Annotated in this window: 15 protein-coding genes; 11 read left to right on the top strand and 4 right to left on the bottom strand. The window is 48.4% G+C overall.

The features are described 5' to 3' along the window. Nucleotides 1-14: 14 nt before the first annotated feature. The 8 genes from E3J62_12640 (at nt 15) to E3J62_12605 (ending at nt 14,204) form a co-directional block, all read left to right on the top strand. Entirely contained in the window at nt 15-965 is a 951-nt protein-coding gene (locus tag E3J62_12640) for a zinc ABC transporter substrate-binding protein (protein TET43701.1), read from the top strand. Next, nucleotides 962-1,741, top strand: coding sequence for a metal ABC transporter ATP-binding protein (locus E3J62_12635; protein TET43700.1), 780 nt, complete (start codon nt 962-964; stop codon nt 1,739-1,741). The genes E3J62_12640 and E3J62_12635 overlap by 4 nt, the downstream gene beginning before the upstream one ends. After that, nucleotides 1,731-2,543 carry a metal ABC transporter permease gene (locus E3J62_12630; protein TET43699.1) on the top strand — a complete coding sequence of 271 codons (813 nt, stop codon included), beginning with the start codon at nt 1,731-1,733 and terminating at the stop codon, nt 2,541-2,543. Before E3J62_12635 ends, E3J62_12630 begins: the two co-directional genes overlap by 11 nt. 754 nt (nt 2,544-3,297) lie before the next feature. Further along, nucleotides 3,298-4,599, top strand: coding sequence for a hypothetical protein (locus tag E3J62_12625; protein TET43698.1), 1,302 nt, complete (start codon nt 3,298-3,300; stop codon nt 4,597-4,599). Further along, entirely contained in the window at nt 4,596-6,284 is a 1,689-nt protein-coding gene (locus E3J62_12620; GenBank protein TET43697.1) for a hypothetical protein, read from the top strand. The genes E3J62_12625 and E3J62_12620 overlap by 4 nt, the downstream gene beginning before the upstream one ends. 26 nt (nt 6,285-6,310) lie before the next feature. Next, nucleotides 6,311-9,526: a cyclic nucleotide-binding domain-containing protein gene (locus E3J62_12615; protein ID TET43696.1), complete on the top strand. Its 3,216-nt coding sequence runs from the start codon at nt 6,311-6,313 to the stop codon at nt 9,524-9,526. A gap of 480 nt (nt 9,527-10,006) precedes the next feature. After that, nucleotides 10,007-10,990: a dihydroorotate dehydrogenase-like protein gene (locus E3J62_12610; protein TET43695.1), complete on the top strand. Its 984-nt coding sequence runs from the start codon at nt 10,007-10,009 to the stop codon at nt 10,988-10,990. A 163-nt stretch (nt 10,991-11,153) separates the two neighbouring features. Continuing rightward, nucleotides 11,154-14,204, top strand: a complete 3,051-nt coding sequence (locus E3J62_12605) for a hypothetical protein (protein ID TET43694.1) — start codon at nt 11,154-11,156, stop codon at nt 14,202-14,204. A 120-nt stretch (nt 14,205-14,324) separates the two neighbouring features. On the opposite strand, the gene E3J62_12600 is transcribed toward E3J62_12605, so the two are convergent. The 3 genes from E3J62_12600 to E3J62_12590 all read right to left on the bottom strand — a co-directional run bounded on the left by E3J62_12600 (nt 14,325) and on the right by E3J62_12590 (nt 17,082). Then, nucleotides 14,325-15,563 (bottom strand): hypothetical protein, encoded by a 1,239-nt coding sequence (locus E3J62_12600; protein ID TET43693.1) that lies wholly within the window; start codon nt 15,561-15,563, stop codon nt 14,325-14,327. Nucleotides 15,564-15,817: 254 nt separating this feature from the next. Then, on the bottom strand, nt 15,818-16,033 hold the full coding sequence (locus E3J62_12595) for a hypothetical protein (protein TET43692.1): 216 nt from the start codon (nt 16,031-16,033) through the stop codon (nt 15,818-15,820). A gap of 47 nt (nt 16,034-16,080) precedes the next feature. Continuing rightward, nucleotides 16,081-17,082 (bottom strand): hypothetical protein, encoded by a 1,002-nt coding sequence (locus E3J62_12590; protein TET43691.1) that lies wholly within the window; start codon nt 17,080-17,082, stop codon nt 16,081-16,083. Between the two features lie 344 nt (nt 17,083-17,426). Between E3J62_12590 and E3J62_12585 the strand changes: the two genes are divergently transcribed. After that, nucleotides 17,427-18,182, top strand: a complete 756-nt coding sequence (locus tag E3J62_12585) for a radical SAM protein (protein TET43690.1) — start codon at nt 17,427-17,429, stop codon at nt 18,180-18,182. A 237-nt stretch (nt 18,183-18,419) separates the two neighbouring features. Here the strand turns inward: E3J62_12585 and E3J62_12580 are convergent, their stop codons facing one another. Then, nucleotides 18,420-19,481: a hypothetical protein gene (locus E3J62_12580; GenBank protein TET43689.1), complete on the bottom strand. Its 1,062-nt coding sequence runs from the start codon at nt 19,479-19,481 to the stop codon at nt 18,420-18,422. A 222-nt stretch (nt 19,482-19,703) separates the two neighbouring features. Between E3J62_12580 and E3J62_12575 the strand changes: the two genes are divergently transcribed. Continuing rightward, nucleotides 19,704-22,811, top strand: a complete 3,108-nt coding sequence (locus E3J62_12575) for a hypothetical protein (protein TET43688.1) — start codon at nt 19,704-19,706, stop codon at nt 22,809-22,811. Between the two features lie 87 nt (nt 22,812-22,898). Further along, complete coding sequence (locus E3J62_12570) at nt 22,899-24,221, top strand: hypothetical protein (protein ID TET43687.1); 1,323 nt, start codon at nt 22,899-22,901, stop codon at nt 24,219-24,221. Nucleotides 24,222-24,311 lie beyond the last annotated feature (90 nt).

Below are 24,311 nucleotides of genomic sequence, written 5' to 3'. Positions count from 1 at the left end.
TTGCAAAAAGTGCATTGACGCGGGGTGCGTATCCTGCTACGCTTTCCCTGGATATGAAGATATCATTCGCAGCAATTGTGCTTGCGCTTCTAGCCTTGCTCACCGGCTGCAGCACACCTGCACCCGAAGCACGGATACAGGTTGCAGCCAGCATCTTCCCTCTCGCTGACATAACCAGAAATGTGGGCAAGGAGATGGCAGACGTGTATGTTCTGATTCCTCCTGGCGCCAGTCCTCACACCTTTGAACCTTCTCCCAGGGAGTTCAAGAAGTTCGTCAATGTCCGGGTCTTCGTCACTGTGGGTGCTGGCTTCGAGTTCTGGGCGGAAAAGCTAATAAAAGCTGCTGCCTCAGAATCATTGCTGGTAGTAAGGACGTCCCAGGGAGTTCAAATGATTCCAGATGTTGCTCATGCACACCGGGAGACCAGACTCTCTTCTGTCGGCAGACAAGAAGGCAACCCGCATATCTGGTTGGATCCCACCATTGCCAAGAAGATAACCCATCAGATTGCGGTTGCTCTCGCAGAGGTTGATTCTGGCCACGCTCACTTCTATATGAAAAACGCAAACGAGTATATGTCCCTGATCGATTCTCTCCATGCAGAGGTAAAGAAGGCAGTCAGCAATTTCGGTATAAAAGAGTATGTTGCTTTTCATCCTGCCTGGTCATACTTCGCGAGGACTTATGGCCTCAACGAGGTAGGCATCATAGAGGAGTCCCCTGGCCGACAGCCAACACCAAAACAGTTGAAACGTATCGTTGAAGATATCGGCAAATTCGAAATAAAGGCTGTATTCTCTGAACCCCAATTGAGCGCAAAGGCTGCCATGGCGATTGCTGAGGAGGCAAACGTCAGAGTCCTCATGCTGGACCCTCTGGGGGGAGAAGGCATCCCCGGCCGAGACTCCTATCTTAATTTGATGAGATACAACCTGAATGTGATGAGACAGGCGATGGAATGATTGATGTTGCTATTGACATACGAAATCTCTCGGTGACATTGAATGGTACTGTCGTCCTCAAAGGCGTAAACCTCATGATTCCCAAAGGAACGTTCCTGGGTTTAATAGGCCCAAATGGCGGGGGCAAGACCACACTTCTCAAGTGTATTCTTGGGCTCATCAAACCTGTCAAAGGAAAAGTGACCGTACTCGGTCACCCCCCAGCTCACGTCAAGCCAAAGGGCGCAATCGGATATGTCCCTCAAAATCCGATTGCAGACCTTGACTTCCCGGTTTCCGTCTACGATGTTGTAATGATGGGCCGATACTCAATGATAGGCCCGTTCCGAAAGGCATCTGCCACAGACAGAGAAATCGTGATGAGGGTCCTGAAGCAGGTTGGAATGTCTGACCTGAAGGCTCGGCCCATAGGCCATCTGTCCGGGGGACAACAGCAACGAGTCTTCATTGCCAGAGCGCTCTCCTCAGAGCCCAAGATTCTCCTCTTGGATGAGCCGTTGACAGGGGTTGACACCAGAGCGCAAAATGAATTCTATCAGTTACTTGGTGCACTAAAAAGGGACCTGAGTCTGACCCTCGTTCTTGTTTCGCACGACATTGGAGTGATTCCCTACTACACAGAGGAAATCGCCTGCGTAAATCAAAGGATACACCTGCACGGCAAACCTGAAGAGGTTCTTACCCACGAATCTTTACGCGAGGCATACGGCTGCGAGGTTGAGCTCCTGGTGCACGGTAGGATTCCGCATCGCGTAGTAGGAGAACATGGTGATTGACGCTCTCAGCATGGGCTTTATGCAGAGGGCATTCGCTGCGGGAATACTCATCGCCGTATTGTGCGGTGTTTTCTCCACATTCGTGGTACTGAAGAGGCTTTCTTTTATTGGAGTGGGGATTTCCCACTCCGCATTCGGCGGGGTCTCGCTGGGCTACTTTCTTGGAATTAACCCCACACTCTCCGCAGTGATCTTTTCAGCAGGGGTCGCACTCCTCATAGGATTCATAAATAGACGCGGCAAACTGCATGAGGACACTGCCATAGGCATCTTCTTTGCACTAACAATGGCCCTCGGGATATTCTTCATTGGGATCTCAAAGAAGTACAACGTAGATCTATTCGGCTATCTGTTTGGCAACATACTGGCTATAACGAAGGCCGACCTGGTTTTGGTCTTGGTCTCTGCACCTATCTTACTCATCATACTTGCCGCTGTGTTCAAAGAACTCCTCTTTCTTTCTTTCGACGAAGAAGTTGCCTCGGTAAGTGGCATCCCGGTCGGCCCAATCTATTATCTATTCCTTTTCTCCATGGCGATTACCATTGTTCTTGCAATAAAAGTCGTGGGGATAATACTCGTGTCCGCTCTTCTTGTGCTGCCGGCTGCCACTGCACGACAGCTGACCGACAACTATAGAGCCCTGGTGGTCTATTCGGTTCTTCTGGGAATAGTATCCACAGTCGCGGGCTTGTTTCTTTCCTATTATCTGAACCTCTCTTCCGGAGCCACAATCGTCCTTTTTGCCGGTCTCCTTTTCTTCCTCTCTTTTCTCTATTCCTCCTTCAAGAGAAAGCGCTAGAAGCACACAGATGTGTCCCAGATTGACCCCAAATGGCATGAGGTGATAGACATCTCGGGTGACACCACCGCAGCAAACTGTTGCAAATGTCCCAACCTGATACGTCAATATGACACTCGATTCAGAACCATCGGTTCAAGCGCTGCATTTTTTGCGCTTCAAATCCTTGGAACCACGAGATTACACGAGATTCACACAGATTCCAACCACATCCTCATGGCTGAGCTTGAACCAGAAGAAAAATCTTGTGGTAATCTGTGTTAATCTGTGGTTGCAGGGTTGTAGTCTGAAACGGCGTAGTCGGGCCGGACCTTGCACTTTTACATTTTCCTTCCCAAATCCTGGACTCTACACTTCTGTATTTCTACAGGGCTTCAGCTTGTTTGACTGTATGCTGCCGCGCAAGTGATTGAAAATCCTTGACTTGTTCACCTAACACCAGAGATGAGGCTGCCGACACTTGGTCGGCATCAGCTCCCTAAGAATGGGAGAGTGCAAGGTCAAAGGGGCCTTGACAGGCGTCACCAAGTATAATAGTATAACTGACAGAGCGAACCCAAGAAATCAAACGATTGGCGAAAATTCTGCAGAGGCACAAGACTGACTCGCTCAGAGGGCGTGACCGTCAATGCAACGCTCTGACCAGCGATAATGAAAGCTGGCACAGGAAGGTTTTTGGGAAAGCAGAGAAGACTCAATAGAATTTTCGACAAGCCATTTTCCAACTACCTTAGAATCCATTAGGCGCTGGATCATGTACTCGACATTAGTCATAACTGGGCTTTGTCTTGCATCTTTGCTTTCTGGTATGGAGCAATCTGGGCAACAAAGTCAGGCTGCTTATGAGGACAGCAGTCAGAGCTATTATGTCGTCACAGAAGAGAAATCACCCACCCTTTCGCTCTGCAAAATCATTTCATTTCCCTGTAAGGTACTTTTTTCGCCGTTCTATTTGCTTGACTACGGATTGGAGAAGGGCCTTTTAGCCATCGAGAAGCGCAACCTCATAATCAGGGGTGCATACCTGTTTTCGTGGTTTGGTGAGCATGATATTGCAGCCAATCTAGGAGGGCTTGGACCAGGTTCCGGAATCGGAGGAGGAATTACCGTCAGCCGCGACAACCTCTTCAAAAGCCCACTCGATGCTTCCATATCGGCGGGACTATCGACGAGTTTGTATCAGGATCATAGAGTGTCATTGAGTACATCCTCAGAGAACGGGCTGTTTTTTGACACAGAAGCTGGGTACGCTATAAAACACAGACAGGTTTTCTACGGATTGGGTCCTAAGACGCACGAAAGTGACACCACATTTTGGGGGAGTGAAGAGACTTTTCTAGACTTCCAGTTGGGTGCCCTTCTGGGGAAGAGTGTCAAAATCACTGGGTGTGCGAATTATCAAAACAGGCGTGTCTATGTAGCAAGAAATGCATCACCGTTGATAGAAGAGGTGCACAGCGAATTGCCCGGGCTTGACGGAGCTGAGTTGGCCTCTGTTGCAGCCTCGGTTATGCATGATTCCAGAGACAAACCAGGAGATCCATTCTCTGGTGGTACTGAGTATGTATCGTTCGGCTTCTCACGAGATGTAAGCGGCCAGCCATTTCGTTTCCTTGATTATACTTTTGAGATAACTCGCTACTTCACTATGATTAGGGAAGGTCGCAGGGTTTCGGTCAGGTTGCTGTATGAGAGAACCTATCCCCTAGAGAACAATGAGATTCCTTTCTTCTCGATGGTAAGACTGGGGGGCGGTACCAGCTTAAGAGGATACCCTGAAGATAGGTTCTGGGGCACGCAAGCAGCGTGTCTGAATCTGGAATATTCGTATCCTATTTGGCGGAGATGGAGGGGAATTGTGGATGCTGTCATCTTTGCGGACATTGGACAGGTGTTTGAGGACTTCTCAGACATTCATTCCGGCTCTTTGCGCAAGACATATGGTGGTGGCATACGTGTAAAATCTCCCAATACAGTTGTACTCAGATTAGAGGTGGGGAGAAGTCCTGAAGGCATCAGAGCGATGCTGAATCTTTCACCGCCGTTCATCAGATGAATAAGAGTGCGATTGCAATAGTCGCGTTGGCTTTCATGATAGGATGCAGCAGTGTATCCGAATATCGCATAAAAACACTCTCACCCTCCGGCGCTGAGTCTATTTCTGAACCCTCAGAGCGTGAAATCAGTGAACAGTATGATTTCCTGGATAATTCTATTTTCTCCCAGATACCACGGATTTTTTGCAGGAGTGGGAAAGAGGAAAGTAAGAATGTAGATCCATTTGGGCAAGTACTTGACTCAGATTGGTTTACAAATAGGAATGCCGCTACACCTTTGAGCATTGAAGGGATTGTGAAGGGTCCAAACAAAGGAGATGGTCCAGATACTTCTGGCATGTGGGAGGTGATTAAAGGAAAGAGTCGGGGAGTAACCGTCGGGTTCCACGTTAAAGACTCGAGAGGAGATATTTATGTAATCAAGTTCGATCCCCTAGGGCATCCTGAGCTTGCCAGCTCCTCTGAAGTGATTTGCACAAAATTCTTTTACGCGGCTGGGTATAATACTCCTGAGAACTACATAGCAGTGTTTTGTCCCGATAGGTTAAGGGTGGGCAAAAATGCGAAGTTTGTCGATAAAAGAGGTGTAAAGCGACTCATGAAGCAGGCCGATTTAGATGAGATTTTGAGCAGAGTGCCTTGGAGAGATGACGCTAAAATCAGGGTAATGGCAAGCAAGTATCTCTCAGGAAAACCTAAAGGTCCATTTTCATATAGGGGAAGAAGAAGAGATGATCCCGAGGACTTGATTCCCCATGAGGACAGGCGCGAACTCCGGGGTCTCGGCGTCATATGCGCATGGCTCAACCACGTTGATATAGTGGGGAAAAATACACTGGATATGTATGTGGAAGATAATGGAAGGAAGTACCTCAAACACTATTTGATAGATTTCGGTTCGACCTTGGGAAATGCGAGTAGGCCACCGCATTTCGAGGGTGGACACGAATACACCATTGATTTTGTCGAAACCTTGAAGTCATTGTTTACGTTTGGAATCTATAAAAGATCCTGGGAGGATTTGGAATTTATTGATTTACCGTCAATAGGCTATTTTGAATCAAAAGTATTCGAGCCCGCGAGATGGAAGGCAAATTATCCTAATCCAGCTTTTCAGAATATGACAAATCTGGATAGATACTGGGGAGCCAGAGTAGTTGCGTCATTCTCGGATGAACACATTGAAGCAGTTGTAAAAAGTGGACATCTTACTAACTTGGATTCTGAGAAATATCTAATTAGGATCTTGCAGGAAAGAAGAGATAAGCTAGTGAGATATTGGTATGGCAAGGTCAATCCCCTTGACAATTTTGCAATTGCAAAGGATGGGACCGACAAAAGCTTTCTGCACTTTGAGGATTTGGCTGTGAAAGCAGGTTTTTGCAGTGCTGAGAAATGTGTATATCGTTGCAGGCTTTACCACCACAATTTCCAGGGAAAACCTGAATTGATGACAGAATACCTGCTAACGAAACCTCCAATTGCTTTGGATGGTGTAATAAAGGACTTAGTTGAAGCAAAGGTAAAAGAGAAAGATACAAAAAGAGAAGACAGATATTTTTTCCTTGAAATTCACGGCAAAAGAGAGAAAGAATTGAGTCGGAATAAATATGTTAGAGTTCATCTATATTATGAACAGAAATCGCAAGATTTTTCAATTGTTGGTGTTGAGCACGAGGGGTAAGACCACGACATGGAGGATGATCTGAAGTGAAGGTGTCAATTTCAAAAAGAATATTCGGTTCAATGTTCGAGATAAGGAAGGGTGAGTATGCAAAAACCATCCTCATGTTCCTTTACATCTTTTTTCTCCTCTCCTCATACTATATCATAAAACCCGTAAGGAATTCGCTCTTCTTGACAAAGTTCGACGCGGACTCCCTGCCTTATGTCTGGATATTGGTTGCTGTTATCGTAGGAGGAATAGCATACCTTTATTCAAGGTTTCTTAGAAGAGTTTCCCTTAATGTTCTAATCTCCTGGACCTTTGCTGCGTTGCTTTCGAATCTCGTCATATTCAGGTGGCTTTTTACCTTCGACTGGTCTTGGATGGCGTATGTCTTCTATATATGGGTAAGCATGTTTTCTATCCTGGTGACTTCCCAATTCTGGTTACTAGCTATCAATATTTTCAATCCAAGAGAGGGGAAACGTCTGTTTGGTTTCATAGGAACCGGTGCTGTGGTAGGAGCAGCCTTTGGAGGAACACTAACTTCTCTCATGGTGAAAACATTTGGAACCGACAATATGCTTTACTTCTGTATAGCTATTCTTGCAATGTCATGGGGAGTGTACACGATTGTGTGGCGCCTGGTTAGAGAAAAGCCTCTAAGGACTCAGCAAGACACAGCCGCAGATGAGACTACCGAAGGAGAGGAAGGCATATTCGCCTTGATAGCAAAATCAAGGCATCTACTTCTCCTGGTAGGAATAGTAGGATTGATATTGATTTGCTCGAATTTTGTCGATTTTCAGTTTAACAAAATCGTGCAGGGCTCTTTTCAATCCAAGGACGCGCTGACAGCATTTTTCGGAAGGTTCTTTCTATCTTTGAACATTGTCGCTTTTACACTTCAGTTTTTCCTCACGACGACCATTCTGAGAAAAGTGGGTATTGGTCCTGCTATTTTGTTCCTCCCCGTGAGTCTCGTTGTCGGCGCAGGGGCCATGATCTTTGCCCCCATTCTTGCGTCAGCCATATTCATAAAGATCAGCGAAGGTGGTTTCAGATATTCAATAAATAGATCCGGACTTGAGCTCCTGTATCTTCCGGTCCCTTCTCGGGTGAAAAACAAGACGAAGGGATTCATAGACATGTTTGTTGATCGATTCACGAGAGGCATAAGTGGAGGGCTTTTACTCCTCTTCACCTCTGTACTCTCTCTGAATCTGAGAGCCATAAGTGCCATACTAATGTTGTTTGCCTTTGCGCTGATATTTCTCGCGGTCTTGATAAAAAGAGAATATGTTAACTCACTCAGGAAAGCAATCTACAAAGGGCATTTAAGGATTGATGAGACAACACTCAACCTTAACGATGCAACATCGACTGCAGTTGTCCTGGAGACACTTGAAACCGGGAACGTGCGGCAGATATCGTATGCACTGTCTCTCCTTCAAGATACTGACCTGAGCCAGATCTTACCGAGTTTAGAAAAGCTGTTATCCCATCCGTCGGAAGAAGTAAGAGCACGAGTCCTGGATATGCTACACAGAGCTGAATATGTTGAGCTTCGGCCAAAGGTGGAGGAGCTACTCGATGACGATTCTGCGAAGGTTCAGGTGAAAGCATTGAGGTATTTGGCACACCTCGGCGAGACCGATCAATACCAACGATTGGCCTCTCTGCTGACCCGGGAGGATTGTGTGAAGCGGGCCGTAGCAGTAGCCTACCTTGCCAAACATGGAAAAGAAGAGGAGAGAAAATTACTGACAAAAGCATGTGTACAAGAAATATTATCCCACAGAACCGAGCTCGCAGACAAAGCGATAGAGGAGCTAGTGGAGGGATTGGGATATCTGGACTCAAACTCGAAACTCATTGAGTTTCTGCCAGATTTCATAGAAGATAAATGCCTGGATGTGACCATACAGGCAATAAGAAGTATGGGAAGACTGCAAAAGAGAAAGCACGTGTTGTTACTGATTAGGAAACTGGCTTCCCCGAAGATGAGAAATGTTGCTCGTGAGGCATTGGCCAATTATGGAGATAGGGTGCTGGGAACGCTGCGGGATATTGTGTGCGATGAGGAAGAACCCATTGGGATAAGAACAGAGATACCCAAGGTGATGCTTTCGATAGGTACTCAAGAGGCAGTGGACAATCTTGTCAAGAATCTGAGAGAGAAGGATCTTAGCCTGAGATTTCAGATAATAAAGGCGTTGGACAAGCTACATGACAAGAGCCCTGACTATGACTATGATGAGGAAGGAATATCAGAGGCAATTACAAACGAAGCCAGGGAGTATTTTGATACGTTCATCGTCCTGAGTTCGTTAGGAGAGAAAAAAGAGTCAGGCTTATTGTGGGTAACTCTCGAGGAACAGTTGGAGAAATGCTACGAACGAATATCAAGACTAACAGCGCTACTCTATCCTGCAAAAGACCTTTTGAATATATATCATGGTCTCAAGAGCCTGGACAAGGTTAAGAGAGCCAATTCTCTTGAACTGTTGGATAGTATATTGCACGGTCGTCACAAGAAGTATATCTTGCCCATTGTTGAAGATACTTCTGTTGAAAGCAAGATTCGTAAAGGTATAGAGCTTTTCGGACTTAAGAACCTGACAGGAGACGAAACATTGCATTCGTTGATGACAGAAGGCGGGCGATGGCGCAAAGCCTGTGCGATACATACTGTTGGAGAACTTCGTCTGACATCCTTCACCAAGGAACTAGAAGATGCACTGGATTCCTCGGATAACCTAATACGACAAACCGCATCCTACGCTTTGGGTCTGATTAGTAGGGGAGACATTGCGGCCAAAAAGAAGGAGAAAGGAATGACTGGCATAGAGAAGGTGATCTACTTGAGGGGGGTTGATATTTTAGCCGAGGTGGCGACTGAGAAGCTGTTGCTTGTGGGATCTGTCATGACGGAGAAGAACTACAAGAAAGGGGAGGTACTCTATTCGAAGGGTGATTACGTGGATTCAATGTATTTGATAGTGAGTGGCAAGGTACGGTACAAAGAGGCGAATTTGGAGCTGACGGAAAAGGAGGCAGTAGGTGGTGCTGAGCTGTTCATCGGTGAGCCGCGTCCCGCCACTGCAATTGTAACTGAGGATGCACATCTTCTAAGGCTGGATAAAGAGGTCTTCTACGATCTGTTAGATGATTACATGGAAATCGCCCGCGACATTTTCAAAGCGCTTGCCATCCGCATAAAACAATTACACGAACTCTCCCTGAAAAGCAAAGCGTAAGAAGTCTCACTCACAGGTGCTAGGCGTTACATTTTTGCAATAGTCTCTAACTAGCTGATAGCCTAAAATCCCTGAACCACAGATTAACACAAGATTCCACAACGCGAACCAGAAGAATAATCTTGTGGTAATCTCTGCCCTCCGAAGCCCCCTACGCTTCTCCACCACCCAATCCCAGCAACCAGCTTCGGCGGCCAGAGCCACAAGGGCGTCAGCCCGTCGAAGCTCAACGGAGTTGAGCGAAGACGGGCGAAGGAGGGTGTGTTAATCTGTGGTTACAGGGGTTGGAGTCGAAACAGTCCGTTGACATTCCCCACCCGGGGTGGTACAGTCCACTCTCGATGAACTTTGGCTGGCTGGAAGGCATCTGAACCTCCTGAGTTTGTGTGTGGCCTTCTCAGGTAGAACGGATGCATCTGTTTTACGAACACCAATAGTTAAACCTACTACACACCATACAAAGAAGGAGGTTGGTTCACAGTGGACCTTTCTGCTAAATACATGGGCCTGCGTCTACGCAATCCCCTCATAGTGGCAAGTTGCAGCCTGACAAACAGCTGTGAAGGCGTTCGTCGTTGCGCCGATGCTGGCGCTGGCGCTGTCGTGCTCAAGTCTCTGTTTGAGGAGCAAATAGAAGCACAGAGCAAGGAATTAGTGGAGGGACAATCGTGGTTGTACGGGCATCCAGAGGCGTTCGATTATGCCAGACAAATGAGTATGGAACTCGGCTCACGCGAATATCTAAAGCTGATAGAGGAGGCAAAGAAAGCCGTTGATATCCCCATAATAGCCAGCCTTAACTGCATAACGCCCAGATGGTGGGTGGATTACGCCAAGCAGATTGAGATCTCTGGTGCTGACGCCCTGGAGCTAAATATATCGCTCATGCCGAGCGATCCTGATCGGACAAGCCAGGACATCGAAAGCCTCTACCTTAAGATATTTGAGGGAGTGAAGGCCCACATTGCGATTCCTATTGCTGTTAAGATTGGTCCCTATTTTACTTCCATGGCACGAATGGCTGAGGAATTTGGCAGGCGCGGCGCCTCTGCTCTGGTCCTCTTCAACCGCTTCTACCGACTTGACGTTGACATCGAGAATCTCAGGCTCACACAAGGGTACCGGTTCAGCTCACCGCAGGAGATCAACCTGAGTTTACGCTGGATTGCCCTGCTCGCCGACCGCATAAACTGTGAACTTGCGGCTTCGACCGGCGTTCACGATGGAGACGGAGTTATCAAACAGTTGTTGGCGGGGGCGTCAGTTGTAGAGCTCTGCTCTACGCTGTACCTTAATGGGTTGGAACAACTTGACAGGATACTCAAAGATGTGGAAGGGTGGACGAAGAAACATGGTTTTGATTCCCTCGACCAAATACGAGGTAAGCTGAGCCAAATGCAGAGTGACAAACCTGAGTTATACGAACGACTCCAATACATCAAGGCTCTGTCCGCCACCGAGTAGGATGGGCGCTGAGGATTAGCGGACAGCATAGTACCACATAACGATGCCCTCATCTACGACTCAATCCGCGAGAATTCTCTTGACTTCGGGCCTTCTTCAGTACTATACAAAGTTGTTAGTCGAAGGAGCATAGGCAAGTCGTCCTTTCCAAACCTGTACTGGAATGAACACAAACGAAAGAGCTTTTCTCTACCGTATGCTTTCCTGGCAAAAGCGTCCCGGGCGCAGATCTGTCAATGTGGTTCGAACACTCGGCTTAGCACTACTTCTCTGCTTGACTACATTGACAATCGCCGCGCATAACAGCATCCCGCTGGAGCATGAGAGTTATCCAATCCATCTCAGGTTGAAGTTTGACAAGTATCCTTCAACATCAGATTCCAATTCATATCTGTGGGAGCGAAGGGTTTTGTCCGATCTATATCGGGATTCATCCTGGGCTGAGGAGTCCACCGCTACTGACAGAACGTGGAGGCCAGTAGATGAATTGCCGAGGAGGGTAAAGGTGGGCCTAGCATTGGCCGGCGGCGGCATACGAGGTGCGGCTCATGTCGGTGTTCTAAGAGCCCTCGAGGAGAATAACATCCCCATCCATGGTATTGCCGGCACGAGTATGGGAGCAGTTGTGGGGGGACTGTATGCCTGTGGCCACTCCATCGAGGACCTCGAATCGTTCATGAAACGTGATATCGATTGGGAGAATATCCTCGGAGATGAACCATCGAGGCAATCTCTCCCTATGTGGGTGCGCTTGAGAGAGAAATCCCGAGAGCCCGGAATAGATCTAAACGCTACCGGAGACTGGTGGCCTCCTTTCAGTTATGTGCAAGAATTTGGCATTACAGTGGGGCAGAAACTCACTGATGAGATCGCTGAGCGATCCCTGGAGGCCGACTACCGGGCTGGTTTCAGATTTGACAGCTTGTCTGTGCCATTTGGTGCCATCCTCACGAATCTGAATACGGGAAAATCTGAGCTGATGGTGGAGGGTACGATTTCTACTGCCACGCGTGCTAGCGGTTCATCTCCAATCTACTTCGAGCCCACAATTATTAGAGGCGTACCATATGCAGACGGTGCGATTCTTGACGACCTTCCAGTAGACGCATTCATACCATTTGACACAAGCAGAGTCCCAGACAAACTGATGAACATCGCTGACGAAGACGAGATTCTCTATGTCATTGGTGTTTACCCTTCGAAGAGAAGAGGCGTTAGAGAGGCGGTTCAAGAGCCAGAACTTGCCGGGCCTTTAGGATTCGGTGTGATGGCTCGGACCCGTTCCCTGGCCAGAGACTACCATCTCTGGAACAGTTGGGACGCTGCCCACGGCAAGATTGATATGGAGATTGAGGGTTGGCTTGATTTTTCTCCACAGAGCCTTACGAACATGATCCGCGCGGGCTATGACGGTGCCTGGAGGGAAATACCTCGGATAAAAAGAGAAATGGCCGCTCTGGAAGACAGCCTGCGACCTTCAAAACAGGTTCGACCGATCAGTCGTCTATCATCCATGGACCTATTCTCTATAGTAGAGGATGAGACTACTCTTGTGAAAGGGACTGAGAAGCAAGACACACTCCTCAAAGCGATCAGACTCAAAGAAGGAAGTTATGTGGAGAAGATCGATATCTGCGATGCCATGAGAAGAATTTATGGCCTGGGCCCCTATGAGGATGTTCAGACCAAGATAGGTAATGTGGATTCGGATTGGACTGTCACCTTCTTTCTCAAGAGAAAAGAGAAATATCGTGATTCTCTGAAAGTTATCGTAAAAGGTGTCCCGGGGTCAGCAAGTAATTCTATGATTGAACAGGTAGGCGCAAAAAGGGAGAGAGTCCTCAACTTCGGCGAAGTAAAAGAACTGGTAGAAAGCAATCTGGTAGATCGAGGATTTGCCTCTCCTCGAGTGGATAGCGTTAGATTCCGTTCCTGTAAGAACAGCCCTGAGACACTTTACGTCTACGTTCACAAGGGGACACTTATTCGTGGAGTAAAGGTAGTGTGCGATGACACAACTGATACAAGAACGGAGCAAGCCCTGGAGAGTGAATTCTCTGAACCTTTCAGTCCGAAGCACGTTCTTGACAAGACTGCACGTGTACACAGGGAATTTCAGCTCAAGACTATTGCAGTTGAGGGCCTGGAAGAAGATACGCTGGTTATTGCCGTGAAGAAGAAAACCACTCATACTCTGGAATTCCCGGCTCTATCTCTGGAAATGTATGAAGGGTTCAACTTCTTTTGCGAACTGAGAAACAGAAGTATCAGGAAACTTTCTGATTGGGCTCTCTATGCAAACTACGCGCAGAATTTTCCGCTGAAAGTAGCTGAGGAATTCCCGCGCGGACAGAGGCTCGGCGCAGGTCGCCAACGCTGTCGTTCCCTTCTGCCCATACCTGATGTGAATGTTCACTGGATGTCGTTGACATTCCCAAGTTTGCCGGACACACCACAACACTACGACAAGAGATTCTACGAGATTTGCGGACGGCTATCTTTTCCTGTCTATTATAGGAGTTTTGCGTTCACTCCAGGCGTTGAGGTATCTCAAGTTACAACGCACATGATACACCAGCCGAAAGAATGGCAGACCCAGGTCACTGGAGTTTCGTGGCTTCGGTATGACAATCTGAATCGCATCGTGTTTCCTGAGTCTGGATGGAAAGCAGACATTGATGCCAAAGTTGACCTGAAAAATAGTTCTTGGTCCCGAGCCCGAATGAGAATGGTTGGAGTACCATTCAGATGGAGGATTCAAAACAAAATAACGACAACCCTTGCACTGAGGTCGTTTGGCAGCTGGTATTCTGACGATACTCCTTGGTACGAGCGCTACAGCCTTGGCGGAATCACCCCCACCGGGAGCTATCAGCTAACACTGCACGATTCCGAAGACCTCCCTGGCCATGCTAAAGATGAATTCGTCGAACCACTGATGTGGAAGGTCGGAGGCTCAGCAAGGCTGGCCTTTATCGAGAGGTCGCTATTGGGGATACGCGTCAATGCTCACCTGGAAGGTTCACTCTACATTGCAGACGCCGTTCCATCAGGGGAATCTCTTCTCTCCACAGACCGACTCAGGGTATGCCCGACTGCTGGAGTGTATCTCGATACGAGTTTCGGAAACTTTGGCCTTGCCCTCAAGGGGACGCGCGGGAATATCTGGCATCACCTTTATCTCTCCGTGGTGTTATACGGCCTCGGACTCTGAAATCTAAGATCTCAGATCTAAGATCGAAGATCTCGTTAGCAGTGCTCAGGACAGCATGGCAGGGTGAGATCTTTTTACCCTTTGGGACTTTCGTTTCGTAATGTGTAATTTTCCTTCTGCCTATTCCACATCAATCTCGTACAGCCTCAGCTTGTTTTTCTCTGCAACGAGGAGCGCCCCCACTAACATTCTGAGCCACAATCTGTCGCGATACCCCACTTCAATCTCCACTTCGGTTTTGTAGACACCATCCAGGTCGTAGATCTTCACGACATGTCCTCTGTCACGGGAATGCACGGCCACGGCTACGAGCCCGGCGTCCAAGTCGACATCAAAGTTCCCGAAACTCAAACCAACTTCCTCCTGAAGAAGAGACTTCACCGCCATGTTCTCAAAATCATAACACAGAAACAGACCCCGGTTTTTGCCGGACTGCTGAGCGCTTACGAAAGCAAAACGACCATACGTTTTCAAGCGTTTCGAAGCTCCAGTTGGGTCAAGCAATAGAGTATCTCTGAGGGCCCCTCTATGGTCATATATGAAGACATACGTACCATATGGCTCATTGTAGCCCACGAGTACAAGCACTTCACCCCGATTTGAGACAGTAACTCGCTCCCAGTCCTTCGCCATTCCTGTGCCTTGCGCTTTCAGAGCGGATCCCCCGATCCGCTTTTGTTTCCAAGCGACCCGACCGTCCTCGTCGAAAACGCAGAGTTCCAAACCTCCCCCGGGCGGGACAGTTAGCAGAGCGAAGAAACTGTCACTTATGGCGAAACCTCCCACCCAATAGAAGGAACGCTCTTCCGGAAACTCGTATGTATTCGTTAACCAACCCTGAGCATCGTACGAATTGAATCCGTAAAGAGACTTAAGGCCAACCGCGTTACGAAGAAACACGGCTGAGCCGTCGTTCCGCACGTACGGAAACAGATATTTTTCATCTGTTTCCCATATTTTGTTCCCATTCCAGTCGAAAACCATGTGACATGGACCGTTGCTCCCTTTTTTCTGAACAAGCACAAGATATTTGTCGTTAGCTGATATGCCCGTACTGAATATCATCCCTTTGAGAGGTTCCGGCGCTAGTTTGCCGTTCTCAACAAACCATCGCAGTTCGTTCCGCCCCGCGGTCATCCACTTCAGGCACCCACCAATGTTTTGTTCTGACTGACGGTAACAATCCTTATCCACGCCTGCAGCAAGAACCCATTGGTCAAACGTCCTCTCCCACACAAGTTTTGGTCGGGTGTACTCTTTGTCCTCCGCCGAGGCGGTTGGCACCGAAACTGCCCCAACAAGAAGCGTCACCAAAGCGTAGATGGCTGTTAATGCGTGTCGGGTTTTCGCCCTCTTCATACGTTCTTCCCCATTTTGGATCCCGGTGAAACCCGCCCCAACCCAAATTATAAACCCTCAACCCAGAGCAATCAACCCGTTTCCGTCTGCTAAGTGCTGACAGGGCCTCTCTTTTTCGCTTTTGCGCAAAAGTGAAATAGGAAACTCAGGGTGCGACTTTGCCAGCCGGCTTTAGGCCGGGACTATAGATCTAAGATCGAAGATCTATGATCTTGTTAGCAGTGCTCAGGACAGTATGGGTCCTGGTTTAGGAATCAAAGGGCCTTGATTTCTCCGGTCTCCTGGATTTCGATAGGTACGCCCTCGATTTCGGTAGGGATTTGCTCTCGTATTTGGAGTGTTATCTTCTTGACCGAAATAATAATCCCCGGCTCTCCCTTGGATGTGTTGCCTATCCCTACTGCGACTACGCTTTTGTTTGCCAGCCAGATTCGTTCGTACTCTTGCTTCACTTCACGGATTTTGCTCATTTACGGTGACCTCGCATAGATCCAATAGCGCCAAGCAAAACAATCAGCTACGGCAATGTTACCTGCAATGCTTGAAATACATTTTGGATACGATTTATGACTGTGGTGTTTGAGCTGCCAGCAAACAATAGCCCAACCAGTTTGTCGTCGCTGCTAACCACAGCAGAACCGCTGTCTCCTCCCTGACTCATCGCCCCCGCCACAAGTTGATCTGCAAAAGTCGCTACTCTCTCTGGGCCATAGCTCACTCTGACAGTTACGTCAATTTGATCGATCTTTCCCTCAGTAAATCCTGTCGTTCTTCCGCTCTTCTTGACGCTCATGCCCAGGGTTCCCTCAGTAATCTCACTCACACTACCGATATGTAGTATCTCGTTTTTCACATCCCTCGGGTCCAACGGTTCAGCAATTGCACAATCAACCAGATTTGCTGCCAAAGCTTTTCTAACCAAGCGCACTCGAGTTTTGCTACCGGTTATTTTCGCCAGCCCGTTCAGAATAGCTGCAATCCCCTGCCCCACAGGACAGGCACTATCCCCTCCTTCGAACTCGATGGGAACAAACTCACTCAAATTGGCAATATGATCAAGGGGATGGGTTCCTCCATCGTGTGGGCCAGGTTGGAGGATTGGATCGCCAATCGAAGCATCATTGCTATTTGCCAGTACGTGGTTGTTGGATAGTATGTATGTCTTCTCACCCCTCTCTACCAGACAACCCAGTGTCCCAGCAGTGATAAGATAGTGCCCGATGCTTACACCACCAGGTGCAGGCCGAAATCTCTTAGTTGGATCCTGCAAAGCATAGATCATCCCCGTCGGATAGACATCTGTGCGAACACTCTGTATGCTGGGAGGGACTAATTCTCTATTGGTGAGGTCCTTCCTGGCCTTTTTTGTCTCCACTGAACAGATGATAGCCAGTTCTTCTGTTTGCCTGCCCTCTGCGACTTTGTACCCTACCCCTGTACCAATAACATTCGGTTTGCTGAGCAATTCCTCACGGACCTCAGGAAGCAACCTTCTTATCTCTTCCAAAGTGACTGCCATAGAATCCTCCAATTGCGTTTCAGAAAGCATAAACCGTGTTCCGCATCTTTGTCAATCTCTTTTCAAAACCACTTGGGCAAACAGACAGCTATCAGCTTCCGATTGCTTCCCCCCCGTACACAAGTCCCTCCTGTCATTGCACCTCGACAGGCTCCCTTCGACTATTGCTCAGGAGGCCGTGAAACGGCCGGCCGTCGAACGGCCCGGGCGGGCAGGCGGGATAAACTCGCAACCCGTAAGGGCGCGTGGCAATCTATCACAGGGGCCCGGATATGCAATCCTGTCGTACGAGCACGTTTATTCACTTGCCCTATCAGGCAGGACTAGAATAGAATCACCTCACTATGCTAGTAATCAAGGAAGTCAGGGCGAAGAGTATTCTGAATAAATCAAAGATCTTCGACTATTGCCTGAACCCCTACACCGGCTGTCAGCACAACTGCAAATACTGCTATGCTCGTCTGTTCATGAAACGTTATTCCGGCCACACAGAACCCTGGGGCCAGTTCGTGGATGCCAAGGTGAATGCTCCTGAACTCCTGAGCAAGCAGTTGATCAGGGCAAAGCGCGGCAATGTTTGGATTTCCTCTGTGACCGACCCCTATCAGCCTCTGGAAGCTAAGTTTGAATTAACGAGACAATGCTTGAAAGAACTGGTGAAGAAGCAATTCCCTGTGTCTATTCAGACCAAATCAGACCTCGTTTTACGCGACCTGGATTTAATTCAGGAGCTTCAGGAAATACAGGTAGGATTTACGATAGCGACAGGTGATGAAAAAATAGCAAAAGTGTTTGAGCCAAATGCTTCAACAGTAAGGCAGAGACTGGACGCCCTGGAGAAAATCCATTCAAAAGGAATCAGAACATTTGCCTTTGTTGGCCCAATCCTGCCAGGAAACCCGGAGAAACTTGTGGAAAGCCTGGCAGGAAAGGTGGACAACGTCCTGATAGACAAGATGAACTACATGAGTTCAATAAAAGGATTCTACCACCGACACAATCTACAGCACGCAACCACGCCCGAATTCTTTCGTGAGCAGAAAATAAGGCTTGTTGCCGAGCTGCGAAAAAGACATATGAAATATAGAGTGGTGTTCTAAATACCCTCGAACCAGATATAAGACATAAGATAGCCGTCGGCTAATACATGAAACTACGAAATTCCCATCACCCAGTCCCCCACCTTCGAAATTCCCACCTGCACACCCTGCCCCGGTCGTTCCACGACCGCCCGTTTGACGGGGGTACCATTCCGTTCGCAGGGGTTGCGTGACGCACATCCCGAGATGAGTGGAAATATCCCTGATAAGCTAGGCTTAGGATTCCGGAGGTGAGTTTTACGCCATGAAGGATTGCAGCTTGAACCCAACAAACGCTGTCAGAGCAGGCATTATCAATGAAGCAATGAACGAGCGCAGCCCAGAGAACCCGACCACTGTATTACGCCATTTACTAACCGTGTCATGAAGGCCCCTCAGGTTCTCCAGTCTTTCAAAATCCGCTCTTTCCAATTTGTCCAGGTTCTCGTACAGTTTGCTGCTTTCAGCTCGTATCTTGAGCAAGGTATCCTGCTTGGCACGATAGACAAGCTGGGAGAGATTGAATTGCGGATACAGGAATGTCCAAAAGCTAATCAGATAACTCAGAAGGACAAAAACAAGAACATATCGTGTGCCTCCCTCGCCAAAATCGGGCTGCAATGTGAATAGCAATATGAGACACAGTGTCGCTACGAAACCGTGCCAAAGTGCATAAACAGAAAGTGTTCTGGACATGGCAACTAGAATTGGCGTTTCATTTGGATACAGTGGGTCTAGGCCAATTTCTGATGCATCGCTGCCTCTCAGGAGCCTGGTTGCAAACGGCGCGAAGACCGCCCAGTACCAAATCTGGCCCAGCCAGAAAAACACCAGCCCAGCACCAAAGAGCAGCCCAGGCCCGTAGGGAATCGAAAGAGTAGCTCTCTGTTTGATAACATACAGGGCCAGAATAACCGCAACGGTTACTCCACACGACCAGAGGAGTTGAAACCAAATGTTTGTTGTTTTTCTTAACCAGTTGACCAACGCTTTCTCAACACCACTCCCGAGGGCCGGTGTGGTGGCAACTGCCCCGAGCTCAACAAGTGTGTGCTGGTAGCAGCAACTCACCACATGAATACAAAGTGCAGCAATGAAGGCCGTTAGGATCGAAGGAACCAAAGATTGAAGTATGGAGATTTTCACAATGCCGAAGACCAGCAATTCGCTAGCCTCGAAGATAATGAAAAGTAAACATAGTCCCAGAAACCGTTTCATCCCACTCTCAAGTCGTCGGAAGGGCCAGCCCGCAATTTTGTCCAGGACTAGGTTACATAGAACTCGCTCTCTGAGCCCCTGAAGCTCATTCACAAGCTCCATTTGCCAAACCTCCATCCACTCCCAACAAGGTCAGGACATTCATTCTCAGGACTACGCCCCTGCATACACCATCTTTCTTACCCCTATGGCATCTCCGTGTCAAGAGTTATTTCGACACTCGTAGGGTGTGGAGCTTAAAAGATTTCTGTTGACCTTGTTCCTATCGACTGTATATTGATGTATTGATGGCACGGATATGGGCGGGTCAGGCAATTCAATTTCATGCCGACAAGAGTGGGGCAGATAAGTCTGCTCATAACTCCACACTTTCATCAAAAACACGACAAGGAGAGGTCTATGAAGATAGCCTGGGTGCTAGCTTCAATTGCGGTTCTCTGTCTCGCCGCGTCTAGTGGCGCGATGGCAGGCACCAACCCAGCAGGGAGCGATAATTACCCAATATGGCTCAGGTTGAGATTCGACAAGGACAGCTCAGATCCCGGGTACCTTTGGGAACGAAGAGTTCTACCCGAAGATACTAGCTGGGCTGAACGGAGCTACGACCGCGTGAACTGGGATTTGGTTCCCGACCTGCCGCGCAACGTCAAGGTGGGGCTCGCCCTCGGCGGCGGTGTAGTGCGCGGCATAGGCCACATCGGCGTTCTAAGAGTTCTTGAGCAGAACAACGTCCCCATTCACGGGATCGCCGGCACGAGCATGGGTGCGATTATCGGGGGCCTCTATGCGTCTGGCATCTCTGTTGACGACCTGGAGTCTATTGTCAAAGACAGCGTCGATTGGAAGAACATCTTCACAGATCGACCACCCAAGGAGGACCTGCCTCTCTGGGAGCGGTTACTAGAAAAACCCCGAGAGCCTGGCCTGGACTTAAGCATCACCTGGAAGCGCTGGGGGTTCCTGCTGTACCCTTCTGCTATCGAGCCTGACTTCGGAGCTGGTCTTAGAACAGCGCAGAAATTCACTGACGAGATCGCAAAGAGGACTCTTGAGGCCGACTATCGAGCGGGCTTCAAATTTGACAGCTTGCCCATCCCATTTGGTACTATGCTTACAAACATGAACACGGCAAACTCAGAGTTGATGCGCGAGGGAACTATCTGCACTGCTCTACGTGGCAGCGCCTCGTTTCCGATGGCGTTTGAACCAATGAGAATCGCAGGTAATGTATATATTGATGGAGGCGTTCTGAACAACCTTCCAGTAGATGCATTCATCCGATTTGACGGAACCAGAGCGCCAGACAATATGATGAACGTGGCTGAAAACGAGACGACCGATTACTATGTCATTGCTGTCTATCCGTCTAAGAGAAGAGGCACTCGGCATGCAGTCAAGCAGAAGCCAGAACTGTCAGGACCCCTGGGGATCGCCGTGATGAATGCGGCCTTTCCCTTGGCCAGAGAAAAGCATGTCTGGAATAGTTGGGACGCTGCTCACTCCAGAATTGACCTAGATGTTGAAGGTGGCTTTGACTTCCACCCCAAGAAGCTGAACGAACTGATCCATGCGGGTTCCGCTGCTACAGACAGTCTGATCGAATCGATCAAGCTGGGAGTGGCAAGCATGGAAGATCACATGCGATCGTCGCAGAACCTCCTGAACCTACCCCCACCCAACGAAAGGATTCTCAGGCTTTCAGAAGCCCCCAAGCTCACCGGGCCAGGCGAAACCGAAGAAAGGAAAATTCGGGACGCAATTAGGTTCGAGAAGGGGAGCTGGATAGAGAAGACTGATGTCTGTGAAGCTTTGAAGCGAATCCATAGTCTCGGCCGTTTTGAGGAAGTTGGGGCAGAAATGAGAAATGCAGGTGAAGAGTGGTCATTGACTTTTCGCCTGGTAGAAAAGGAAAGCTCTCAAGATTCGGTGAAGCCCGTTTTGAAAATGGGTTTTGCTTCAACAGCCTATGATTCGATAGCTAAACGCGCGACTGAGGAAGCAATCCGAAGGAGAATCAACAAAGAGAAGAGAGCCTTAAATTTCGAGGAGGTCAAAGACACAGTAGAAAGGTGCCTTGTGCGACAAGGCTTTGTTTCTCCCAGAGTCGACAGCGTGCAGTTCCTTCCTTCAGACAAAAGCCATAATACTGGCCTCCTGCACATTCACGGTGAAAAGGGGACCTTCCTCAGAAACATAAGGATAAGTTGTGATGGTGCGGGAACAAAAATGGCTGTAGCAAATCAATTCAGGAGACCTTTTTCTCCCAATAAGATTCTAAAGAAGGCTGGGGATGTCCGCAAGGAGTTTCAGCTCAAAACTATCTCAGTGGAGGGCCACGAGGGAGATTGCTTGAACATTGCGGTACAAAAAAAATCCAATGCTACCCTAGAACTCCCATCTTTGGCATTAGAGACACATGAAGGCCTCAATTTCTTTGGTGAAATCAGAATCAGAAGGTGGATTTTTGATTGGTCTCCCTATGCGAATTACACTCAGAATTTTCCGCTCAAGATGTCCCGGCAACTCCCAAGAGGACAGGGATTTAATATAGGACTTCAGCGCTATCGTTCCATTATGCGTACTCCCTACTCTTTTTCTTCATTCATCCCTCAGTTGAGCGCCCACTACAAGGGGCTCGATTTTCCAAGTGCATTAGACGAAACAGCCTATGAACAAAGAACTGACGAGTTCAGTTCAAGCTTTACTTTTCCGCTCTATCGGGGCCGCGTTGCCGCCATTCCAGGTCTCGAAGCAACATGGATCAATATGGGTGAAGAGAAGAAATGGTACTTCAATGGCGTCTTGGCGCTCCGGCACGATGACCTCGACCGTACCATTTTCCCCAACTCCGGATTAAAGGCAGACATTGAGGCCAAGGGTGGCAAAGACAATGAATCCTGGTGGGGTAAGGCCAGGGCAAAGGCTATGTGGGCTCCACTGAGATTTCAGATGTGGAGCAAACCGACAACAGTAGCGATCCAGCTGTTCGGGAGCTGGTACGATGAGAATGCTCCTCATCACGAGCGCTACAGCCTCGGTGGATTCAGTCCTCGTGGAGCTTATCAACTAAGACTACTTGACTCCGAAGATCTTCCCGGATATGGAAGGAACGAGTTTATCGAGAGATTAATGTGGAAGGCCGGCACCTCAGCACGAGTCGCTCTCTTCGAAATATCACCCGTGGGCCTAAGACTCAGTGCCCATGTAGAGGCCTCCGCCTTCTTCGCCGACATAGTCCCAGACCCATCATTCGACTTCGAGTCACTTTCCTCGGATAAGGCCAGGTTCTGCGGTGCTCTCGGACTATATCTAGATACCACTCTGCTGAATATTGGACTTGCCTTCTTGGGGAACTCTGAACATATAGACAGGGACGCTTTCTTTAGGAAAAACTTCCATCTTTCTGTAGTGTACTACGGCCTTGCCTTTTGATGTTCGAAATACCTCAACAAGCGCCTCAGTGATGAATCTTGACCTTCATCTGCATCAATTCAGTCTTCTCTAAAAAAGGAGGGGTGTATGGCCAAACGCTCGTTGTTGATTTTGCACGGGTGGAGCGGGACCTCTCAGAGTCTCAGACCGCTTTCATCTTTTCTAAAGAAACATGGGTTCGCTGTCGTCGATATTTGGCTGGCTGACTACCTGAGTATGAACGATGAAATCACTATTCAGGACTTAGGTCAGGCGATGGGCAGCGCCTTGAAGGACAAGAAAATTCCTGAAAGACGTCACAGTTTTGATGTAATCGTACACAGCACGGGCGGCCCGGTGGTGAGGCAGTACTTGATTCACTACTTCCTCGGGAAACCTGAGAAATGTCCCATAAGACATCTGGTAATGCTTGCCCCTGCAAATTTTGGCTCTGCTCTTGCCCACATTGGGAAGTCAATGATTGGAAGGTTACGATTGGGTTGGAAATGGGACCACTTTTTGCAGACGGGTACAAAAGTTTTGGAGGCTTTGGAATTGGCCTCACCTGCATCATGGGCCATGGCTGAACAGGACTTATTCAACCCAGCAAACCGAATCTTCAAGCAAGAGCATGTTTACACCACTATCTTAATTGGGACAGACGTGTATCCGGGCCTGGCTGGCAGCTTTCACAAAAATGGTTCGGATGGAACCGTCTATGTTTCCACTGCCAACTTGAATGCCGCATACATCAAAGTGGTTTTCAAGACCCCAAAGGGCTATGACGTACAGAAACAAAACCGATATTATGATCCCATCGCTTTCGGCGTTCTCTACAACCGTAACCACCGGACGATTGTGGAGCCAGGCAAGGACAAAACCCTTGCAGATCTTCTGATCAAAAGCCTCAAAATAAAGAGTGCTGATGAATACAAAACGCACATCAAGCACCTCAACGAAGTTTCAGGAGAAACTTTTGGCAAGGGGCTTAAGGATCCCGAGAGGAAGGAGAGATACCATCAATACCAGCACGCGGTCATAAGAGTCCACGACCAGTTTGGAGAGGGGATACGAGACTACTTTGTGGAATTCTTCCAGAAAAAAGGCGACCGAGCCGATACTGTGATGCAGAAAGTTCAAAAGGACATACTCGAGAAGGTCAGAAAATATTCGCGCGACGCAAGCTATCGTTCCTTCTTGTTTGACATCACGGACCTGCAAAAGGAAATTCTCAAAAAAGACAAAAGGGTGGACATGAGCCTGTGCGCGGCAGCCTTGAGCAAGCGAATAAGGTATCATGACCCGGAAGACTCTCTTACCGTGGCCAGTCAGCGAAATAAGACGCTTCTTGCGCCAAATACAACCCTTCTGGTCGATATCGAGCTACCGAGGATACAGGACGAGAGAATTTTCCGATTCAAGAAAGCTTAGCTGACGGCGCCTGATACTCGGAAAAAACGGCTCTCCTCCGAAAAAGTTGATGACAGGGAGGAGTTGGGGAACGTACGGAGAATCCTTGCT

This window comes from candidate division TA06 bacterium (assembly GCA_004376575.1).
In the GTDB taxonomy this organism is placed as follows: domain Bacteria; phylum Hydrothermota; class DG-26; order E44-bin18; family E44-bin18; genus E44-bin18.
Note: the sequence above shows the minus strand (reverse complement) of the source record. Positions and strands in the feature narration are given on the sequence as shown.

Coding starts and splice junctions, on each gene's coding strand:
- E3J62_12635 (TET43700.1), top strand. CDS start 962: ATGATTGATGTTGCTATTGACATACGAAATCTCTCGGTGACATTGAAT.
- E3J62_12630 (TET43699.1), top strand. CDS start 1,731: ATGGTGATTGACGCTCTCAGCATGGGCTTTATGCAGAGGGCATTCGCT.
- E3J62_12625 (TET43698.1), top strand. CDS start 3,298: ATGTACTCGACATTAGTCATAACTGGGCTTTGTCTTGCATCTTTGCTT.
- E3J62_12620 (TET43697.1), top strand. CDS start 4,596: ATGAATAAGAGTGCGATTGCAATAGTCGCGTTGGCTTTCATGATAGGA.
- E3J62_12605 (TET43694.1), top strand. CDS start 11,154: ATGAACACAAACGAAAGAGCTTTTCTCTACCGTATGCTTTCCTGGCAA.
- E3J62_12600 (TET43693.1), bottom strand. CDS start 15,563: ATGAAGAGGGCGAAAACCCGACACGCATTAACAGCCATCTACGCTTTG.
- E3J62_12595 (TET43692.1), bottom strand. CDS start 16,033: ATGAGCAAAATCCGTGAAGTGAAGCAAGAGTACGAACGAATCTGGCTG.
- E3J62_12590 (TET43691.1), bottom strand. CDS start 17,082: ATGGCAGTCACTTTGGAAGAGATAAGAAGGTTGCTTCCTGAGGTCCGT.
- E3J62_12585 (TET43690.1), top strand. CDS start 17,427: ATGCTAGTAATCAAGGAAGTCAGGGCGAAGAGTATTCTGAATAAATCA.
- E3J62_12580 (TET43689.1), bottom strand. CDS start 19,481: ATGGAGCTTGTGAATGAGCTTCAGGGGCTCAGAGAGCGAGTTCTATGT.
- E3J62_12575 (TET43688.1), top strand. CDS start 19,704: ATGCCGACAAGAGTGGGGCAGATAAGTCTGCTCATAACTCCACACTTT.
- E3J62_12570 (TET43687.1), top strand. CDS start 22,899: ATGGCCAAACGCTCGTTGTTGATTTTGCACGGGTGGAGCGGGACCTCT.